At 40.9% G+C, this 19232-nt stretch carries 17 protein-coding genes and 1 tRNA gene; 3 read left to right on the top strand and 15 right to left on the bottom strand.

Features of this window, described 5'->3' with window-relative positions; genetic code table 11:
• Positions 1–5 precede the first annotated feature (5 nt).
• The 5 genes from PNIG_RS04630 to PNIG_RS04610 form a co-directional block, all read right to left on the bottom strand.
• The gene (locus tag PNIG_RS04630; RefSeq protein ID WP_089367908.1) at positions 6–1166 is read right to left on the bottom strand and encodes a helix-turn-helix transcriptional regulator; all 1161 of its coding nucleotides are present in this window, start codon (positions 1164–1166) and stop codon (positions 6–8) included.
• A 287-nt stretch (positions 1167–1453) separates the two neighbouring features.
• Positions 1454–2521 (bottom strand): alkene reductase, encoded by a 1068-nt coding sequence (locus tag PNIG_RS04625; RefSeq protein ID WP_089367907.1) that lies wholly within the window; start codon positions 2519–2521, stop codon positions 1454–1456.
• Positions 2522–2530: 9 nt separating this feature from the next.
• Positions 2531–3301 (bottom strand): SDR family NAD(P)-dependent oxidoreductase, encoded by a 771-nt coding sequence (locus PNIG_RS04620; protein WP_089367906.1) that lies wholly within the window; start codon positions 3299–3301, stop codon positions 2531–2533.
• A 90-nt stretch (positions 3302–3391) separates the two neighbouring features.
• Positions 3392–4462, bottom strand: coding sequence for a ferredoxin--NADP reductase (locus PNIG_RS04615; protein ID WP_089367905.1), 1071 nt, complete (start codon positions 4460–4462; stop codon positions 3392–3394).
• 14 nt (positions 4463–4476) lie between these two features.
• Positions 4477–5697 (bottom strand): acyl-CoA dehydrogenase family protein, encoded by a 1221-nt coding sequence (locus PNIG_RS04610; RefSeq protein ID WP_011327570.1) that lies wholly within the window; start codon positions 5695–5697, stop codon positions 4477–4479.
• Between the two features lie 528 nt (positions 5698–6225).
• Here PNIG_RS04610 and PNIG_RS04605 point away from each other — a divergent pair.
• On the top strand, positions 6226–8583 hold the full coding sequence (locus PNIG_RS04605) for a TonB-dependent receptor (RefSeq protein ID WP_089367904.1): 2358 nt from the start codon (positions 6226–6228) through the stop codon (positions 8581–8583).
• A 226-nt stretch (positions 8584–8809) separates the two neighbouring features.
• Here PNIG_RS04605 and PNIG_RS04600 read toward each other — a convergent pair whose 3' ends face one another.
• The 8 genes from PNIG_RS04600 to rlmE form a co-directional block, all read right to left on the bottom strand.
• A complete protein-coding gene (locus PNIG_RS04600) occupies positions 8810–9607 on the bottom strand; it encodes an SDR family NAD(P)-dependent oxidoreductase (RefSeq protein WP_011327568.1) in 798 nt (265 codons plus the stop codon).
• 245 nt (positions 9608–9852) lie between these two features.
• A tRNA-Leu gene (locus PNIG_RS04595) sits at positions 9853–9937 on the bottom strand.
• Between the two features lie 85 nt (positions 9938–10022).
• Positions 10023–10376: a preprotein translocase subunit SecG gene (gene secG, locus PNIG_RS04590; protein ID WP_011327567.1), complete on the bottom strand. Its 354-nt coding sequence runs from the start codon at positions 10374–10376 to the stop codon at positions 10023–10025.
• Positions 10377–11126, bottom strand: coding sequence for a triose-phosphate isomerase (tpiA, locus tag PNIG_RS04585; protein WP_011327566.1), 750 nt, complete (start codon positions 11124–11126; stop codon positions 10377–10379).
• A gap of 72 nt (positions 11127–11198) precedes the next feature.
• Positions 11199–12548, bottom strand: a complete 1350-nt coding sequence (gene glmM / locus PNIG_RS04580) for a phosphoglucosamine mutase (protein ID WP_089367903.1) — start codon at positions 12546–12548, stop codon at positions 11199–11201.
• A complete protein-coding gene (folP, locus tag PNIG_RS04575; protein WP_089367902.1) occupies positions 12549–13394 on the bottom strand; it encodes a dihydropteroate synthase in 846 nt (281 codons plus the stop codon).
• A 97-nt stretch (positions 13395–13491) separates the two neighbouring features.
• Positions 13492–15438 carry an ATP-dependent zinc metalloprotease FtsH gene (gene ftsH / locus PNIG_RS04570; protein WP_172459236.1) on the bottom strand — a complete coding sequence of 649 codons (1947 nt, stop codon included), beginning with the start codon at positions 15436–15438 and terminating at the stop codon, positions 13492–13494.
• A gap of 57 nt (positions 15439–15495) precedes the next feature.
• The gene (gene rlmE / locus PNIG_RS04565) at positions 15496–16125 is read right to left on the bottom strand and encodes a 23S rRNA (uridine(2552)-2'-O)-methyltransferase RlmE (RefSeq protein WP_011327562.1); all 630 of its coding nucleotides are present in this window, start codon (positions 16123–16125) and stop codon (positions 15496–15498) included.
• Positions 16126–16213: 88 nt separating this feature from the next.
• On the opposite strand from rlmE, the gene yhbY reads away from it, so the two are divergent.
• A complete protein-coding gene (gene yhbY, locus PNIG_RS04560) occupies positions 16214–16510 on the top strand; it encodes a ribosome assembly RNA-binding protein YhbY (RefSeq protein WP_011327561.1) in 297 nt (98 codons plus the stop codon).
• Between the two features lie 77 nt (positions 16511–16587).
• Here yhbY and PNIG_RS04555 read toward each other — a convergent pair whose 3' ends face one another.
• On the bottom strand, positions 16588–17109 hold the full coding sequence (locus PNIG_RS04555) for a SixA phosphatase family protein (RefSeq protein ID WP_011327559.1): 522 nt from the start codon (positions 17107–17109) through the stop codon (positions 16588–16590).
• 5 nt (positions 17110–17114) lie between these two features.
• Positions 17115–18260 (bottom strand): serine hydrolase domain-containing protein, encoded by a 1146-nt coding sequence (locus PNIG_RS04550; protein ID WP_089367901.1) that lies wholly within the window; start codon positions 18258–18260, stop codon positions 17115–17117.
• 114 nt (positions 18261–18374) lie between these two features.
• On the opposite strand from PNIG_RS04550, the gene PNIG_RS04545 reads away from it, so the two are divergent.
• Entirely contained in the window at positions 18375–19193 is an 819-nt protein-coding gene (locus PNIG_RS04545; RefSeq protein ID WP_089367900.1) for a hypothetical protein, read from the top strand.
• Positions 19194–19232 lie beyond the last annotated feature (39 nt).

The following is a 19232-nucleotide window of genomic DNA, read 5'->3' as shown; positions in this document are numbered from 1 at the left end:
AAAGTTTACAAGCTATTTCTGTCGTCGTAGCCCAGCGCAGCGACACTATTTAAAAACAATCTAACTAACTCTGTTTGCCTGCGTACACCGGTTTTAGAAAATATAGAACGTAAGTGAGCACGCGCTGTGTTACGGCGAATATTTAGCTCTTCAGCAGCTTCTTCTAACGATAAACCATTAGTTAACTGCAGTGATAGCGCAGTTTCTGCCGGCGTTAAACCAAATAGCTTTTTCGATATTTCAATACTGGTGGTCGATTTACCTACCGCATCGCGAATGTAAATTACGGCCTTGTTTTGCCCTTTACCTTCAGCCCAACCTAATGAGGGAATAACTTCAATTACTACACCAAGAGCTATTTCGCCTGATGGACGAGTAATCGACATTGCCTCTGGCATAGTTTGCTTGCCATCAGCATTAGCAAACGTTGCTTTAATTAAGCGTTTTAACTCGCGATTATCACTGTTATCTTGCGCGGTTAGTTTACCACCAATTATTTTAAGCCCGTCTTCGGCGTCGAGTATATGGCTAGCAAATACGTTTTTATCGAGTACTTTGCCATGCTCATCAATAGTAATAGTAGCAATAGACAAACGACCAATAGCACGAGAATATAACGAGCCTAAAGAGGCACTACTATAAAGCTGTAAAAAAGTAGTAATTGCGCGTCTAAAATGCGGGATAAGTAACTCTACAAACGCTTTATCAGCTTGAGAAAAATCTTCTTGTGCATCGGTTCGCGTAACCCTAAACCTTAAATGACCAACATTAGGAGTGCTAATATCGGCAGTGAGTACATGGTAAATGTTATTTTTTTCGCACCAGTGTTCTCTATATGATGAATTTTTCCATTCGTTTTCATCCATAAAATCCGCAACAGTTAACACTGTATCAAGTGGTTGATCAGCAAAAGGGGTTAATTTATATTGATAGGGTAAATGCTGAACGGTGTCCCCTTCTTCTAAACCTTCACCTACTGCGATCATTAATCCTAAATCGTCTTCCTCGGGAACTTTTAATATTAAGGTGACATAGTTTGCTTGAAGTATGCTTTGGATTAGCTTTAGAGGGATATTCCAACTTGAAGAACTGGTATCTGCCGACGCTTCATATAATGCATTTATTAATTCATTATATGCATCGAGACTTATATCTAATTGTGCCATTTTTCAACCTATAGTTATTTTTTTTGATTAAAACTTGAAAATAAAACAAAAAAATAAGCATGCTATATTATTAATTTATACTGCTATTTAATATTTCACTTACTCCACTATCACCGTTATTAGCAAGGTTTGCAAGTGACTCTTTGATTATCATTTAGTCTAATTAAAGTAATATTAATCTATTTTAACGATTAAGTTTATTGTATGAAAACTATGACAAATGATGAAATGAAGCTATTGAGTGTTGCAGCACATATTATGTTGCAACACTCAATAACAGTACTTTATTATGCGTTTGGATAATCGGTGTAGCCTGCCGCACCTGGGGTATAAAGTGTTTCACGTTTAAACTTTGCCAGCGGTAATTGCGCTGCAAAACGAGTTACTAAATCAGGGTTAGCAACATAGTGACGAGCAAATGAAATCGCTTCTGCTTGGTTTGAAGTAACCGCCTCAGCAGCAGACTCGCCATCAAAGCCATCATTAATGATCAGAGCGCCTTTAAATGCTTCTCTGCCCATTTTAAAGGCGTCGATATCGGCTGTCGGCGCACGCATAATATGCAAATAAGCAAGATCTAAATCGGCCACCGCATGCAGCAAGGCCAAATGACTTTCTGCTGGGTTTTCATCTTTGGTATCGTTAAAGCGGTTTCCCGGATTCATCCGCAAACCAACTCGCCCTGCGCCAAATACCGTCGCCATAGCTCGTATACATTCACTAGCAAATTTAGCGCGTGCTTGAGCGCTACCACCAAACTCGTCGTTGCGTTGGTTTGAATCAGAACACAAAAATTGCATAGGTAAGTAGCCACTGGTGCAATGCAGTTCAACACCATCAAAACCAGCTTCTTTTGCATTTTCGGCAGCTTGGCGATGCTCATCTATTACTTGCCACACTTGCTCTGTAGTTAAGGCCTCAGGCATATCAAATGGCTGCATACCCGCACTGTCGGTATACACTTCGCCACGAGCTTTTATCGCTGAAGGAGCAACAGTAGCTACATCACTACCTTTAATATGGTGCGAGCCAATACGCCCTGCATGCATAATTTGCAGCACTATTTTACCGCCCGCCTGATGTACTGCATCGGTTACCTCGCGCCATGCTTGAATTTGCTTTGGCGTTTCTATTCCCGGTTGGCGATTATACGCTTGCCCTGTAACAACAGGCCACGAGCCTTCAGCTACAATCAGCCCAGCACTTGCTCGCTGTGCATAATAGTCACGCATTATGCTATTAGGTGTACCATCTGCATCAGCGCGATTACGCGTCATTGGCGCCATTATTACTCGGTTTGCTATTTCTATATCACCCAATTTGCATGGGGTTAATAGTGGGTTATTTGTGGTCATACAATGTCCTTAATCTAAAGCGGTTACCAATACTGCTGCGCGGCCACCATCAACAGGTAAAGAAGCCCCTGTTATATAAGATGCGTCATCGCTGGCTAAAAAGGCAATTGCACTGGCTAACTCATCGGCGCGGCCAACACGACCCATAGGAATAAGCCTGTTGGTATTATTTAGCATACCCTCGTCACTTAACATACCTGCCGTAGCCGGGGTTTCTACTACTGCGGGTACTACCACATTAACGCGAATGTTATGCGCTGCACCTTCTGCCGCAGCCGCACGTGAAAAATTAACTACCGCCGCTTTAGAGGCGCTATATCCGGCCATCATCGGCGTACCTAATTCACCACAAATAGATGAAATATTAACAATAGCACCGCCTTTTTCTTTCATTAATTGCATTGCCGTTCGGGTGCCCCAAAATGTACCATCGACCGAGGTTGTAAAGTTGCTATGCCACTGTTCGGTGCTCATATCTTCAATTGCCCCATACGTAAAGGCCATGGCATTATTAACTAAAATATCGAGGCTGCCATATTGCTCCGCCGTTTGCTCAAGTGCTGTAACAAATGCTTGCTCGTTGCTTACATCGGCTTGTACTGCATGAGCGTTACCGCCTTGCTGGCGAATAGTCGCTACTACTTCGTCTAATGGTGCTTTATTGCGACCACAAATAATTACTGTGGCGCCCTCTTGTGCAAGTCGCTGTGCAGTAGCTGCACCAATTCCGCTGCCACCACCTGTTACGAAAGCGACTTTATCTTTAAAACGAGATTGCATGAGAAATTCCTTATATCGGAAACGTGCAAACAATGTTGCACTGAGTGAATGAGTGATAACGCGTTGCGTTACTGATATTAATATTAAGTGTTAGGTATATTTGAGCTTAAGCTCACTGGTTAAAGGCACTGCTTGGCAACTTAGCGTTAAGTTGTTTGCTAAATCTTTTTCATCGAGCACATCATTATTATTAAGTTTTACTTGCCCTGACACCACTTCACACATACACGAGGCACACATGCCCTCGCGACAAGAGTAGGGTAATTCAATACCTATTTTTTCAGCTGCATCAAGCACGGTTTGTCCGCTCTCACAAGCAATAACATAATGTTCGCCATCAAGTTCAAGCTGTATTGTTGCCGCTGGCATATTTGCTTCATCAACAACAAGTTCTGCGATATTGTCTTGAATCGGTGTTTTTAATGAATTGGCTGGTACCGGTTTTGTTGTGATTTTTGGCACTGCACTAGAAAAGCGTTCAATATGGATACGACTAGCAGGAAATTTAGCGGCTTTAACGGCCAATTCCATTGCATCCATAAATGGCCCAGGGCCACAAATAAAAGCACGTCCTTGTTGCATACCATCGGCTAACGAAGTTAACAGTGATAATGAAGGAATGCCTTGTAACGAATCTAATAAATGAATCACTTCAAGACGCTCTGGGTACTGCGCCGATAATGCCTTAAATGTTTGCTGAAATATAACCGAGGCTTCATCGCGATTAGCGTATATAACCCGCACCTTTCCGGTGCCATTAATTAACACATGTCGCAAAATAGACAGCACAGGAGTAACACCACTGCCCCCTGCACATAACAAATGATCTTCCGCTAAATCTTTTGGCACAAACAGCCCAGCAGGTTGCATCACTTCTATGTTGCTACCCGCTTTAAGATTATCGCAAATCCAGTTTGAACCTCGCCCGTCTGCTACACGCTTAACCGTGACACGTAATCCTGTATCTTGGCTTGGCGTGCTCGACATAGAGTAACAACGCATCAAAAACGCCCCTTCATAAGGGAGTTTAAGGGTCAAAAATTGACCCGGCTGATAGTCAAATTGCTCGGTTAACGATGCTGGTACGTCAAATACAATAGAGTTCGCATCAGCGGTTTCTTGTATTACTTCAGCAATAGTTAAATTATGATAACGAGACATAGCGACTCCCTAGCTTATACAAAAGGATCTGAGTTAGGTAAACCTAGCATTACAGTGCCATGTGCACGCATGTAAGTATCTGTATTGTTAGCAATATGACCACGAGACTGATTTATATCGCGAAAAATTCGCTCAATCGGATTACCTTTATAAGTTCCCGACGCTGCACAAGCGCGCATAATCTCGTTAATTCTTTCACTACACTGTTTAGGCACAGCTGCTGATTGCGCGCGCTGTAGTAAACGGTCATTAACTGGCATCATTTCGCCATTTTGAGTATGCTTTACCACTTCTGCAAAATTACGAAACAACACCAACTTCAACTGATCGCTGGTCATTATTGCTTCGGTTACTGCCATTTGCGCATTCACGTCTTCTGCAGTTTTACCACCGTGTTTACCCACATGTTCAGCGCAGCGATGACGAAATTCAGTAACAGCACCATCCAGTGCACCAATACACGCGGTAGATACAGCACGCTGAAATATCTGCACAAATGGGATACGGTATAACCAGTTATCATTAATCGCGCGCCCTTTACAAGCTGCGTCGCTGTAGTCATTAGTTTGGTGGGTGCGATACTCAGGAACAAATGCCCCTTCAACCACAATATCGTGACTACCAGAAGCGCGTAGTCCAAGTACATCCCAGTTTTTTACCACTTTAAAATCAGATTTAGGTAATAAGAATGTTCTATGTTCAAGCTCTTTACTGCCTGGTGATTTAGGCACTAAGCCACCTAAAAATATCCATTCACAGTGCTCTACACCGCTTGAAAAACCCCAACGGCCTGAAAAGTTAAAACCACCTTCCACTTTTTCTACTTTGCCCACTGGCATATAAGTAGAAGCAATCAATATTTCTGGGTTTTCAGCAAGTACTTCTATTTGTGCCCTTTCATCAAACAAGCCAATTTGCCAGTTATGTACGCCAATAACACCATAAATCCAAGCGGTAGACATACAACCTTGCGCTAGCGTCATTTGAATAATATAAAATACTCTAGGGTCAAGCTCATATCCGCCCCAGCGTTTAGGTTGTAAAACACGGAACAAACCTGCTGCAATCATTTCTTTTATTGTTTCATCAGGTACTTTACCAGCAGTTTCTGCAGCTTGGGCGCGCTCAAGTAAGTTAGGAACCAACTTCTCTGCCGCTGCGATGAGACGATTAGCTTCTGGTGTAAGAAAATCATCTGAGATACCTGTAATATCAATTTTATATGGAACACTCATGGTTGTTATCCTTCATAGAATTAGCGCGCAATTGCACTGGTTAAACTCACCAACTTGCTTAACACCAGATTTTCACACTAGCCACTATCTCTCATCGTCAATATGGACTAAGCAAAAAAACTTCTCATTCCACGCAATAATTAACAGCGCTATTAAGCAACTCACATAATAAAGAACAATATTTCCAAACTCAGTGATATCACTTTAAATTCAACAGCTTAACCAAAGAAAGGGGATTAAAATATGGGTGTAAAACTCAAGTGAACAAATACGGCAACGGACACTAACTTATATAACGCTTATAAAACAACACCAAAGCAGCAGTTTGTTTACCTCTTATTTACACATAGTCCAAATGCGTGATGCTCAACAGATCACTTATCGCTACTTTCAAACCGCAGTGTAAAAAAAGTACAACAAAATAGCGGTTAGGCATTTCCTCTTTGATAAGCTTTACTCAATGAGGGTTGCAGTAGTTAGTGAATGCCTATCGCTGAAATAAATATAAAAAATCATCGAGGAAGTGTAATGAATTTAAATGACAATAGGTTTGCATCAAATCTCACTATAAAACCGTTAGCGTTTGCTATTGCATGTGCTGTATCTGGTCAGGCATTTGCAGCGCAAGAACCAGAGCAGGCCGAAGCTAAACAGACCGCAGTTAAAGGCATTGAGCGTGTTTCGGTAACAGCCCAAAAACGTATTAGCACATTACAAGAAACGCCTATCGCCATTACCGCTTTTAACGCTGAAGCAATAGAAAACCTGGGTATTGAAGATATCAGTGATGTTAATGCGCAAGCACCCAACGTCAAAATTTTTCCTCCATATGGTAGTACCTTTAACGTTGGCATGGATATTCGCGGCCTAGGGACATCTGAACCTTCATTAGCGATTGACCCTAAAGTAGGTATTTATTTAGATGGCGTTTATTTAGCACGTAACTCTGGGGCTATTTTTAATATCGTTGATTTAGAGCGTATGGAAATACTACGTGGACCTCAAGGTACACTTTGGGGTAAAAATACAACCGGTGGTGCGCTTAACTTAGTCACTAGAAAACCATCAGATGACTTTCAATTTAAGCAAAAGGTTACTGTAGGTAATAACAGCTTACTTAGCTCAACCACATCAATTGATACCGGCGCAATTGGTAATTTTACCGCCAGACTTACGTATATGACCAGTGAGCATGATGGTTGGGCTACCAATACCTTTGCTGGTGCAAAAGAAAAAAACTTAGGTGCAGAAGATGTTGATGCACTGCGTGTTGCACTGCGTTATACCGGTGATGATTTTACCGTTAACTACAGCTATGACAATACTGATGGCAGTTCAGTCGCTATGCCTGTACAAATTAGCAATGTGCGCCCGCAATATACAGATCCAAATGTACCCACTATGGACCTATCTACGGGTAAGCTCTATGCCGGCAACGTATTTGCAATGATGGCCGCCAATGAGAAAGCGCCTGGCCGTCAAACCGAGTTTGAATTAGATCAACATGGCCGTGAGTATGTTGATATTGAAGGACACAACTTAACGTTTGAATGGGATTTTTCTGACAACCATACCTTTAAATCGATTAGCTCATTTCGCAGCTATGACTCAGATTTAAGCGAAGGTTACGATACCGATGGCGGTGCTTATTTTGCTCCAGCTTTAGATTTCAGTACTTCGCCACCAAGTGTTGACACCAGTGACGTGCTTGCTATTCCGGCGTTTCAATATACTAGCGTGAAATCACAAGAGCAAAAATCACAAGAATTTCAACTACTCGGTCAGTTTTTAGAAGGTGATTTAAAGTACGTAGCTGGGTATTATTACTTCAGTGAAGAAGGTGAAGAAAACAACCCGTGGAATATAGGTATTTTTACAGGCCAAGGCGCTAACGTATTATTCACCGGCTCACTACCATGGGGTAGCTTTTATAAAGTAAACGCTAAATCATCGGCGCTTTTTACCAATGTTGATTATAAATTAACGGACGAGTTAAATGTGGTTGCAGGGATACGCTATACAAAAGATACCAAATCTCTGACTAACGTAGCAAAGCATGATGCAATGTTAAGAAACGATTTACACTCTGAAACTGACTGGTCAAAAACAGTGGGATCACTGCTATTTAATTATGTAGTAGATCAAGATTTAACTATGTACGCTAGTATCTCACAAGGGTACGCTGCAGGGGTTTACAACCCAGGTTCTATCGACCGATTTGCTTATCTTAATCCAGCAAATATGGGCGAAGCAAACTATGAAGGAACACTAACACCTGCCGATCCTGAAGATACCACAGCGTATGAGGTTGGTGTTAAAGCAATGCTGCTGGATGACCGTTTAATGCTTAATACCGCTGTATTTTTAAATAATAACACTAACCTACAAAAAACCATTTTCGATGGCAGTATTCGTCGTTCACTTAATACTGGTGAGTCGAAAAATAAGGGGATCGAGATTGATGCTAAATTTGCTGCTACCGACAGCCTATTCTTTACCACCAGCCTTGGGTATTTAGATACGAAATACAGTGATATTACATTTACCGACAACACCTCTTATTCGGCATCTGTTGCAATGAATTGGACTATAGCCGAATTAGACTTTGGTAACTTAGCACTCAATACAAACTATGTGATGGTGGATGACTATCAATTTTCTGTATCTGACCCAAGCTTAGTGGGTGATAACTATGCGCTACTCAATGCACGCCTAACATTATCTAATATCAAGATAGGTGAGCGTTCAAACCTTAAAGTATCGCTTTGGGGGAAAAATATTACCGATGAAGAGTACATTGTATTTGGTTCAAACTTTAACTTCTTTGATGCGCAGGCATACGGTACGCCAAGAACCTATGGCATAGATGTTAGTTTTGAGTATTAATTAAATAATTATTATAGTGAAAAAGGGCCTTAATATTTATTAAGGCCTTTTTATTTGTGCTGCTATTGTTGCTACGAATACAGCTGTATTTGCACAGTAATGATCGTTGAGATAGGGTTAATACGCATAATTTGGTAGGTAGGATATAAAGTTATATTAATTATAACCTTGCTGTAATTGCGCTTAATTGACCTAGCACAAAGCAGCAAGATTATATGAGGTTCGATTATTTAGGTAGGTTTAACTCGCGCGCTAACTTTTGTGCGGAGATGGTACTGTACTGCAGCTCATCTGCTGCAGAGTTATCTGCAATCCATAACAATACATTACCTATTTCATCCGGTTCGGCTACAGCCTGCTGCAAGCCTTTAATACCCTGATCGCCAATAGTCGCTCTTAGCGTTTCAGTGTTAACAACTCCCGGGTTTACTGTAAAAGCGCGAATACCTTGATGACCATGTTCACGGCAAATAATACCCGACAGTCGCGACACTGCAGCCTTACCTGCACCGTATGCATAACCCCAGCCCCCTTTAGATGCAGGAATAGGCGGATCTTTTTCACCCGCTCCCGAGGTTATATTTATTATACAACCGCTTTGTTGCGCTAACATACTTGGTAAAACAGCTTGTGCTATTTGCACTGGCGCGCCTATGTAACCTCTAGCAACTTTTTCAAGCGTTTGCTGCGTTACATCTAGTAAAGAAGCATTAAGGCCAGCCCCCTGATAAATAGCATTATTAACAACCACGTCAATTTTACCAAAGTGTTCAAACACCTGCTTTAGAGCACTAGCAACGGAGTTAAAATCAAGTAAATCCATTTTTAGCGCAATGACCTCACAACCTAATTGCTCCATCATTTGGGCTGTTTGTTTTAAACTCCCTTGCGTACTTTGCTGTGCTACCTCGCTATCTAATTCACGAGCTGTTATTGCTACTCGATAGCCTGCTTTTGCAAATGCGATGGCTGTTGCACGACCAATACCTCTACTTGCACCTGAAATAAACGCTACTTTTGACACAAATTATCTCCTATTTTTTATTTAACTTAGCATCAATTTAGCATTGCGGCATAGTTTAAATGGACCAAGGATTTTATTGTTATATGAAAATGCTACATAACTGATTACACAAGTAATAATGTGTGTTCTAAAAGCATCTGTTGTTAGATTAAATAAGTGATTTTGTGAGGAGATTTTGTGGTAATAAAGGTTAACGTTAGCTAAAAGCAAAAAACCCAGCAACGTTAGTTACTGGGTTTTAAATTTGGTGCGGATGGGGGGACTTGAACCCCCATGCCCTAAAGCACCACCCCCTCAAGGTGGCGTGTCTACCAATTCCACCACATCCGCATTTTTTAAGCTTGCGCTTAGGTGTTAAACTTTATGATTTATTTGAGGAGTATAAATCGTTTAACGTTTTAGCTTTTACGCTAAATTAATTTGGTACGTCAGAGCGTTGCTCTTTCGAAGATGTAACTGGCACATCTTCTTCAACAGGAATAACTGTTTCTAAAGCTGGTGCTGCTTCAAGGTTTTCCCATTCATCAGTCTTTTTAATATGACTTGCAGTAAGGTTGCCCAGTACTATGCTTAATATAAAAAACACAGAAGCTAAAACTGTCGTTGTTTTAGTCATAAAGTTACCTGCACCTGATGATCCGAAAACAGTTGACGAAGCACCCGCGCCAAATGAAGAACCCATATCGGCACCTTTACCTTGCTGGATTAAAACCATTCCAACAAGCGCTAAAGCTACAACTAAATAAACTACTAGTAAAATTTCGTACATTTATACGGTCCCTTTTGCACTGTTGCAGATAGCAGTAAATGAATCTGCTTTTAAACTTGCGCCACCAATTAGGCCGCCGTCTATATCTGTTTGTGCAAATAATAATTCGCTATTTTTTTCGTTAACGCTACCACCATATAAGATGGTTAGCCCTTGTGCTAAATCGCTGTTTAATGAAGCGATTTTGTCACGGATAAATTTATGAACGCTTTGTGCCTGTTCTGGCGATGCAGTCTTACCTGTGCCTATGGCCCAAACGGGTTCATATGCTATCACAGAATCTTTGAGTGCTGCTACACCTAATTTTTCAATTACTGCATCAATTTGTGCAGCAACTATTTGTTCTGTTTTACCGTTTTCTTGCTCACTTTCGCTCTCTCCAACACATAAAATTGGCGTTAAACCAACTTGTTGTGCGCGAGCAAATTTTGCAGCTACGACATCATTGCTTTCTTTGTATATACTACGACGCTCTGAGTGACCTACTAATACATATTGGGCGCCCAACTCTTTAATAAGTTGTGCATCAACTTCACCGGTAAATGCACCGGGGGTATTTTCTGACACAGTTTGAGTTCCCGTTGAAACACCGCTGGCTATCATTGCTGACACTAACGGAAACGGAGGAAATAAAACAATGTCTATCTCGTTTGATTTAACATTGTTAATAGCATCAGACATTTGTTTAACCAGCTCTAAAGAGCCATTCATTTTCCAATTGCCTGCGACCATCGCCTTGCGTGCTGCCATTTTTCCACTCCACATGAGAAAGCGGTCGAGATATTAACTCGACTCGCCCAAAGTTACAAGAGGTTATTGTTATCAATCAGTTTGTTTGCTCATAGATTCAACAACCGTGGCTATTTTTTCTGCGCTGTCGATTACTAACTTCTCTTGTTCGGCCTCAACCATAACACGTACAACAGGTTCAGTGCCTGATTTACGTAGTAACACACGCCCCTTTTCACCTAAAGTTTGCTCAACGTCTGCTACTGCAGCTAATACTGCAGGCGCTTTTGTCGGATCTGTACCTGGGGTGTAACGTACGTTAATCATTTTCATTGGGTACTTAGTAAAACCAGTACCTAAGTCTTGTAATGTTTTATTTTGCGCAACCATAGCAGCTAGTACTTGCAAGCTTGAAATAATGCCATCGCCGGTGCTAATTAAATCAAGGTTTAATACATGGCCCGAGCTTTCGCCGCCAATAGTCCAGCCTTTTTGTTGTAGCAATTCCATTACATAACGGTCGCCTACTTTACTGCGTGCAAATTCAATACCTTTGGCTTTCAATGCATTTTCAAGGCCCATGTTTGACATAACAGTGCCAACAACACCACCACCTAAATTATCATCTTGCGCTGCTTGACAGGCAATAATATACACTAAGTCATCACCATCAAACACACGACCATTATGATCAACCATCATTACACGGTCGCCATCGCCATCATAGGCAATGCCCACATCTGCATTATGTTCAAGCACTTTACGTTTTAGGGTATCTACGTGAGTAGCGCCGCATTCATGGTTAATATTTACACCATTGGGCTCACACGCATGCGTGATTATATTTGCACCTAGTTCGCGCATAACTGATGGTGCAATATGGTAAGTTGCGCCATTGGCACAATCGAGTACAATTTTTAATCCTTCAAGCGACAAGCTTTGTGGAAATTGGCTTTTACAGAATTCGATATAACGACCATCAGCGCTAGTTAAGCGACTCGCTTTACCTAATTTATCTGACTCAACACAAGTCATTGGTTCATCAAGCATGGCTTCAATTTCAAGCTCTACTTTGTCATCAAGCTTTAAACCGCGACAGTTAAAAAACTTTATGCCGTTATCGTAATACGGATTGTGCGATGCACTAATTACTATGCCGGCCTCGGCTCTAAATGTTTGTGCTAAATAAGCAATCGCAGGGGTTGGCATAGGGCCCAGTAATACAACATCGATTCCTGCTGCAATTAACCCTGCTTGTAATGCGGTTTCTAACATATAGCCTGAAATGCGGGTATCTTTACCTATCATCACTTTTTTAGTGCCATTTTCTGATAGGACACGGCCCGCAGCCCAACCTAGTTTCATTGCAAACTCAGGATTTATAGGATGCTCACCCACGAGCCCGCGTACACCATCGGTGCCAAAATATTTTCTTTCTTTCATTTAAAGTACTCCTTGTTTGCAGGCTTGTAGTACGTTAAGTACATCTGCGGTTTCTTTTACGTCGTGTACACGAATAATATGCGCACCATTTTGTGCTGCGATTAATGCGCCCGCTAAACTGCCGGCCAATCGCTCATTTGTATTTCTATTTAATAAGTTGCCAATCATCGACTTACGCGATAATCCCGCTAATAACGGTAAACCAAACTGATTAAAGTCATTAAACTGCGCCAGTAGTTGGTAATTGTGGCTGAGTGTTTTACCAAAACCAAAACCAGGATCAAGAATAAGTTGTGTTTGCTTAATCCCCGCTGTTTTACACGCAGCAATACGCTGACTAAAAAACTGTTTTATATCTGCAAATAAATCATCATAGTGCGGCGCTGCCTGCATGCTGCGAGGTTGTCCTTGCATATGCATTAAACACACCGCAACATCAGGAAACTGCGCCACTACGTTCAGTGCGTCGCTTTCTTGTAATGCACGTACGTCATTAACAATATCGGCCCCAGCTAAAATAGCTTGGTGCATTACTTGTGCTTTACTGGTATCAATAGATATAACGCAATCACTGTTTTCACGAATTGCTTTAATCGCTGGTATTACACGTGCTAATTCATCCTCAAGGCTCACATCAGGAGCACCTGGGCGAGTCGACTCTCCGCCAATATCTATAATTTGCGCCCCGTCGTCTAACAATTGCAGCGCACGCTGCAGCGCAATATCAGGGTCTATAAACTTCCCGCCATCTGAAAAAGAATCGGGAGTAACATTAAGTATTCCCATAATTACTGGATTTGCCAAACTTAGTGTACGTTTGCGAGGCAAGTTTAGTAAATTATTCATGATGACCTTTTTTGTTTGAATTAGCTGAAGTTTATTTTATACGTTTGATACAAAAAAGCCCCGAGGTTCGGGGCTTTTAGTTTAGCTATTTTAACGATTATTCAGCTTTGTCATCAAGGTTTGTTTCATCTTTTTTAGCTTCATCAGTTGGTTTTTGATCTTCATCAACTAATTTTTCTGCTGAAACATCTTCTTTAACTGGCTTTTTTTCATGGCGGTCATGCGCATCGCGTGGTTCACGAACTTCTTGGCGCGCCATTAAATCATCAATTTGCTTAGCATCAATCGTTTCGTACTTCATCAGCGCATCTTTCATTGCGTGTAGAATATCGATATTTTCTTTTAATATCGCTTCTGCTCGCTGATAGTTACGATCTGATAATAAGCGTACTTCGCTATCGATAATTTTAGCTGTTTCGTCCGATATACTCATAGAGCGGCCACCGCCCATGTACATATCGTTTTGATCTTCTGCGTAAAGTAGTGGTCCAAGTTTTTCACTTAAACCCCAGTGCGTTACCATTTTACGGGCAATATCACTCGCACGTTCAATATCGTTACTAGCACCTGTGGTTACTTTATCTGCACCATAAATAAGTGCTTCTGCGATACGTCCGCCATACAGGCTTGAGATCATCGACTCTAGCAATTCTTTCGAATGGCTTACACGGTCTTGTTCAGGCAAGTACATAGTTACACCTAGCGCACGGCCACGTGGAATTATAGATACTTTATAAACAGGATCATGCTCTGGCACCATACGACCAACAATAGCATGGCCAGCTTCGTGGTACGCTGTCATGGCTTTTTCTTGCTCGCTCATCACCATGGTTTTGCGCTCAGCGCCCATCATGATTTTATCTTTAGCAGCGTCAAACTCAGCCATACTAACAACACGTTTATTACCGCGTGCCGCATAGAGTGCAGCTTCGTTGACTAGGTTTGCTAAATCAGCACCTGAAAAACCCGGTGTACCGCGTGCAATTAAAGCTGCTTCAACGTTGTCGCCTAATGGCACTTTACGCATATGTACTTTAAGTATTTGCTCACGACCACGAATATCAGGTAAGCCAACTTCAACTTGGCGGTCAAAACGACCCGGACGAAGTAAGGCTGGATCTAATACGTCTGGGCGGTTAGTTGCAGCAATAACGATAATACCTTCGTTACCACCAAAACCATCCATTTCTACTAGCATTTGGTTTAGCGTTTGCTCACGTTCGTCGTTACCGCCGCCCATACCAGCACCACGTTTACGACCTACAGCATCTATTTCATCAATAAAGATAATACAGGGTGATGCTTTTTTAGCTTGCTCGAACATATCTCGTACGCGAGATGCGCCCACACCAACAAACATTTCAACAAAGTCCGAACCAGAAATAGTAAAGAACGGCACTTTTGCTTCACCAGCAACGGCTTTAGCAAGTAACGTTTTACCTGTACCAGGAGGACCAACCATCAACACGCCTTTAGGAATGCTGCCACCTAATTTTTGGAATTTTGATGGGTCGCGTAAAAAATCTACCAATTCTGATACATCTTCTTTTGCTTCATCACAGCCAGCAACATCGGCGAAAGTGGTTTTAATTTGATCTTCGCTCATTAAGCGCGCTTTGCTCTTACCAAACGACATTGCGCCTTTACCGCCACCGCCTTGCATTTGACGCATGAAAAATATCCACACACCAATAAGCAGTATCATTGGGAACCAAGAAATAAATATACTTGCTAAAAATGACTGCTCTTCAGGTTTAACCCCTTTCACATTGACGTTACTTTTTAACAAATCATTTAAAATGTCTTTGTCGTAAATAGGCATAATCGTTTGAAAACGTTCGCCACTGGTTTTAGTACCTGTAATTGTGCCACTGGTACTTTCAATTGCCACTTCTTGTATAGAGCCACTGCGGGCATCTTTAACAAATTGACTATAACTTGTTTGACGATCTACTTGATCGCCGCCATTAAAGCTCTGAAATACTGACATCAGCACAACTGCAATAACCAGCCAGAGTATTAGATTTTTTGCCATATCGCTCAAGGGGTTAACCTCTTGTATCCAATTAATTTAAATTCAACTAAACGCCCAACAACTGTACTACAGTTTATATCCAGTCGCTACTATATATACTTCCCGTGAACGGGCGCGCGAGGCATCTGGTTTACGTATCTTCACTGTTTTAAAACTATTACGTACATCTTGCAAGAACTGATCAAAGCCTTCACCTTGGAATACTTTAACAATAAATGCACCATTTTTCTTTAATACTTGATTACACATATCCAGTGCAAGCTCGACCAAATACATGCTACCAGCTTGATCAACTGAATTGTTACCACTCATATTTGGTGCCATGTCAGAGAGTACCACATCAACATTTTTGCCATCAATACGTTTTAACAATGCACTTAACACTGCTTCTTCACGAAAGTCGCCTTGTAAAAAGTCAACACCCGCTAATGAATCCATAGGGAGGATATCGCACGCTATAACTTGTCCTTTATCTCCTACTTTTTCTGCCAAGTATTGTGACCAACTACCCGGTGCAGCCCCTAAATCAACAACAGTCATTGCTGGGCGGAGTAACTTGTCTCTACTTTGGACCTCATCTAATTTAAAAACAGCTCGAGAACGCCAACCTTTTTTTTGCGCCTCTTGAACATATTTATCATCAAAATGTTCTTTCAGCCATCGCTGTGAACTGGCTGACTGTTTTTTATTTGTCATAAATTAACACGCAACTAATTAGTAATATTCTTTAGATGGCGGTAGAATACCCTTAATTCAAGCCATATTCAGCAAAATTTGTATAAACATGACATTATCAAACAAACAAAAGCAGTTTTTAAAAGGTCAGGCACATAGCCTCAAGCCTGTAGTTTTACTAGGTTCTAACGGTTTAACCGAAGGCGTAGTAGTAGAAATTCAAAGCGCATTAGAAATTCACGAATTAATTAAAGTGAAGGTTCCAACTGATGATCGCGAAACTAAAGCGCTCATTTTTGAAGCAATTGTGCGTGAAACTGGTGCAACTAAATTACAATCAATTGGTCACACTATTGTGCTTTACCGCCAAAGTGAAGAGAAAAAAATTAAATTACCGCGTGGCTAAACACCTACTTGTAGGATTTACCCGGTAATATAAAAAAACCAGCACCCGCTGGTTTTTTATTATCTGTCACTTTTAAATTAATGATTAAAATCCATAGTGAGTTCACTGACCCTATATTGTGGTGCATCTTTTGGGGCTTTATCGCGTATTTTATCTAGTATGTAATAGCGCGAAAACTCATCTTCAGACATAGCACTCACCGTACCTTTTGAAAGCAGTGCCGTAAGTTCAGGCGTGGTGTTACTGTGTCCTACAACAATTACAACACCCTGTAATTTTAGTAGTTTACTTTCAAGTGAAGCTAAATCAGCTGCATCATACATTTTTACTGTAGTGCTTAAGTAAGTAGCCATTGGCGCTGCTGTTTGTAATGTACGCTTATAATTGCTGCTAAATAGCTGCACGTTTTTATGTTGTTTTATTAACTGTACCAAATACTGTGCACGTTGTGCGCCAAGCACTGTAAGCGACGGGTTTTTACCGGCTTGTTTTTCACTGTGGCGAAATAAATAAATCTTATCTGGGGCGGCAAATACAAATTGGCTATTAAACACCATAACCAGTAGCGCCAAGATTAAAAGCCTTTTATCTTTAATCATGATTTTTAGCCTCGCTTATATTTAAGCACTCTATTTATAAACTCTGTTGTAAGTTCATTTATCACCCCAGTTTCGGCATTTATTATTAAGCTAAAACCCACATTTAAATGAGGAAAAACCACTAAATCGGTGCGATAGCCTTGCACCCAACCACTATGGTAATAAAGAGTTTCATCATCGTAGTTATATACCCGCCAACCTAGCCCATAAAAAGTCTCACTAAGATGACCTTTCCATACTCGTCGGTATTGCTCTTTTTTGGTATGCGTATAGGGACGTGTTTGTACCGCTAATGCATCGAGCGATAATACATTTGGGTACTGACCTAACTGCGCCTTTAGCCATATTGCCATATCGGCGGCACTGGCATTTATGCCTGCAGCGGGGGCTACTTTATAATAATTTTTTTTCAGCTTAGCGCTATACCAGCGTTTTTTCCCTCTTACATGTGGAAATGCGTAGTTTTTATCTTGCACCATAGCGTCGTAGCCTAAACTAGTGTCATGCATTTTTAAGGGGGTAAAAATAGCGTCATTTAGCCACTGAGAGTAACTTTTATGAGTACTCCTTAAAATTACATCGTCAATTAAACTAAACATCACATTTTGATAGCCATAACACTGCCCAGGATCGCATATGGGCGCTACCGTAAGTAGCTTTTCAACAATATCTGGATAACTCATTCGTGATTCAATTAGGTTATCGTAGGCGTTGGGAACTAGGCCACTAGAGTGACTTAAAATATGATAAACCTTTAAATTATCTTTGTAGTCGGTGTTAGAAAATTCAGGAATATAGTCGCTAATAGGCTGGTATAAATCTATTTCCCCTTCACTTGCAAGCTTAGCAGCTAACGATCCTGCAAAGGTTTTAGATACTGATGCTAATCTAAAACGTGTATGTTGATTAACCCTTTGAGAGCTACCCACTTTGGTAAAGCCCATGGTATGAATATAATCACTCGACTGCATATTAACAATCGATAAAGCCGCGCCAGGTATACCTTTTCGTTTAAGCTTTTTTTCTGCGTAACGCCCATATTTTTTTACAAATGCAGGCCAATCTGGATCTACATTTGCAGCAACCTCTGAGTGGGTTATTAAAATACAAAAGGCGAGCAGGTAATAAATCGAGTAATTAAGGTACTTCATCGGTGGCTGTTTTTTCTTTTTTTAATTGCTTCTATGCATATAATATCATGAACTTTTGTCAAGACTAACGTACAATATGTTGATTATTGGCCTTTTACTGAGTGTGAAGTATTTATGCGTTTTTTAGTTGTACCACTTTTTATATTATTTTCATCGGGTTGCACTATAACCACAACAACAAATCAGCCTGCTGAGCCATTGGCAATGCCCTTAAAGCCAATGTTAAAAAGCCAAACATACCAACTGGAGTATGAGGCACAACACACCTCGCCTAAAGTAAAGTCAGTGCAATTACCAGCTCATAAAGTAATGAAAAACCAAACGGTTAAAATTGTTACCGACAGAGTAAGTGTAACCGACACTTTACTGGCGCAAATAAGCCAAGCGCTCAATGACAAACAACTAAAAGTAACTACTAAAAACGATAGTGATTACACACTTGCTATTCATCAAGTTGATCTGTCATTTACCGATGATAGTAAATACACGTTAAATCAGCCCAAACAACCTTATGCTCTATACTCTAAAGTTGCACAGCAATTTCCAACCCAGCAGTGTGCAACTATTTTAGCGCAAGTTAGCATGCGCTTAACGCATAAAGCCTCTGGTGATGTTGTTTGGTTTGCAAAATCATCTTTAGATAGTACTAGCTTTCATCGTGAATCACTGATTTATAGCTTTACCGAAGAGCAAAAAATCACTAATGAACTTGAAGTAGTCGCCTTTGTCCACCAGCAAAATACCGAACAAGCTCGTTTAGCACGCGCCGAGGCAAATACAAAGGTAACTATTCCTAAATATAATACAATGAGCAAGCTTAGCACACTGACTAAAGTGCAAGGCCCGTGTACTCGCACAGAAATAAGTGCTTTAGCACCAATGATGCAGTTTTATTTAAGCAGTATATTAATCGACAAAATTAAAGTGATATAAGCGTAAGTTAAACACTACATTTTTTTACAGGTTTAAAGG

This window comes from Pseudoalteromonas nigrifaciens (genome assembly GCF_002221505.1).
Lineage (GTDB): Bacteria > Pseudomonadota > Gammaproteobacteria > Enterobacterales > Alteromonadaceae > Pseudoalteromonas > Pseudoalteromonas nigrifaciens.
The sequence above is the reverse complement of the archived record's forward strand: the minus strand, read 5'-3'. Positions and strand labels throughout refer to the sequence as shown.

What these genes read in the sequence shown, in the direction of transcription:
- PNIG_RS04630 (WP_089367908.1), bottom strand. Translation starts at nt 1,166, where the DNA reads ATGGCACAATTAGATATAAGTCTCGATGCATATAATGAATTAATAAAT.
- PNIG_RS04625 (WP_089367907.1), bottom strand. Translation starts at nt 2,521, where the DNA reads ATGACCACAAATAACCCACTATTAACCCCATGCAAATTGGGTGATATA.
- PNIG_RS04620 (WP_089367906.1), bottom strand. Translation starts at nt 3,301, where the DNA reads ATGCAATCTCGTTTTAAAGATAAAGTCGCTTTCGTAACAGGTGGTGGC.
- PNIG_RS04615 (WP_089367905.1), bottom strand. Translation starts at nt 4,462, where the DNA reads ATGTCTCGTTATCATAATTTAACTATTGCTGAAGTAATACAAGAAACC.
- PNIG_RS04610 (WP_011327570.1), bottom strand. Translation starts at nt 5,697, where the DNA reads ATGAGTGTTCCATATAAAATTGATATTACAGGTATCTCAGATGATTTT.
- PNIG_RS04605 (WP_089367904.1), top strand. Translation starts at nt 6,226, where the DNA reads ATGAATTTAAATGACAATAGGTTTGCATCAAATCTCACTATAAAACCG.
- secG (WP_011327567.1), bottom strand. Translation starts at nt 10,376, where the DNA reads ATGTACGAAATTTTACTAGTAGTTTATTTAGTTGTAGCTTTAGCGCTT.
- tpiA (WP_011327566.1), bottom strand. Translation starts at nt 11,126, where the DNA reads ATGGCAGCACGCAAGGCGATGGTCGCAGGCAATTGGAAAATGAATGGC.
- glmM (WP_089367903.1), bottom strand. Translation starts at nt 12,548, where the DNA reads ATGAAAGAAAGAAAATATTTTGGCACCGATGGTGTACGCGGGCTCGTG.
- folP (WP_089367902.1), bottom strand. Translation starts at nt 13,394, where the DNA reads ATGAATAATTTACTAAACTTGCCTCGCAAACGTACACTAAGTTTGGCA.
- rlmE (WP_011327562.1), bottom strand. Translation starts at nt 16,125, where the DNA reads ATGACAAATAAAAAACAGTCAGCCAGTTCACAGCGATGGCTGAAAGAA.
- yhbY (WP_011327561.1), top strand. Translation starts at nt 16,214, where the DNA reads ATGACATTATCAAACAAACAAAAGCAGTTTTTAAAAGGTCAGGCACAT.
- PNIG_RS04555 (WP_011327559.1), bottom strand. Translation starts at nt 17,109, where the DNA reads ATGATTAAAGATAAAAGGCTTTTAATCTTGGCGCTACTGGTTATGGTG.
- PNIG_RS04550 (WP_089367901.1), bottom strand. Translation starts at nt 18,260, where the DNA reads ATGAAGTACCTTAATTACTCGATTTATTACCTGCTCGCCTTTTGTATT.
- PNIG_RS04545 (WP_089367900.1), top strand. Translation starts at nt 18,375, where the DNA reads ATGCGTTTTTTAGTTGTACCACTTTTTATATTATTTTCATCGGGTTGC.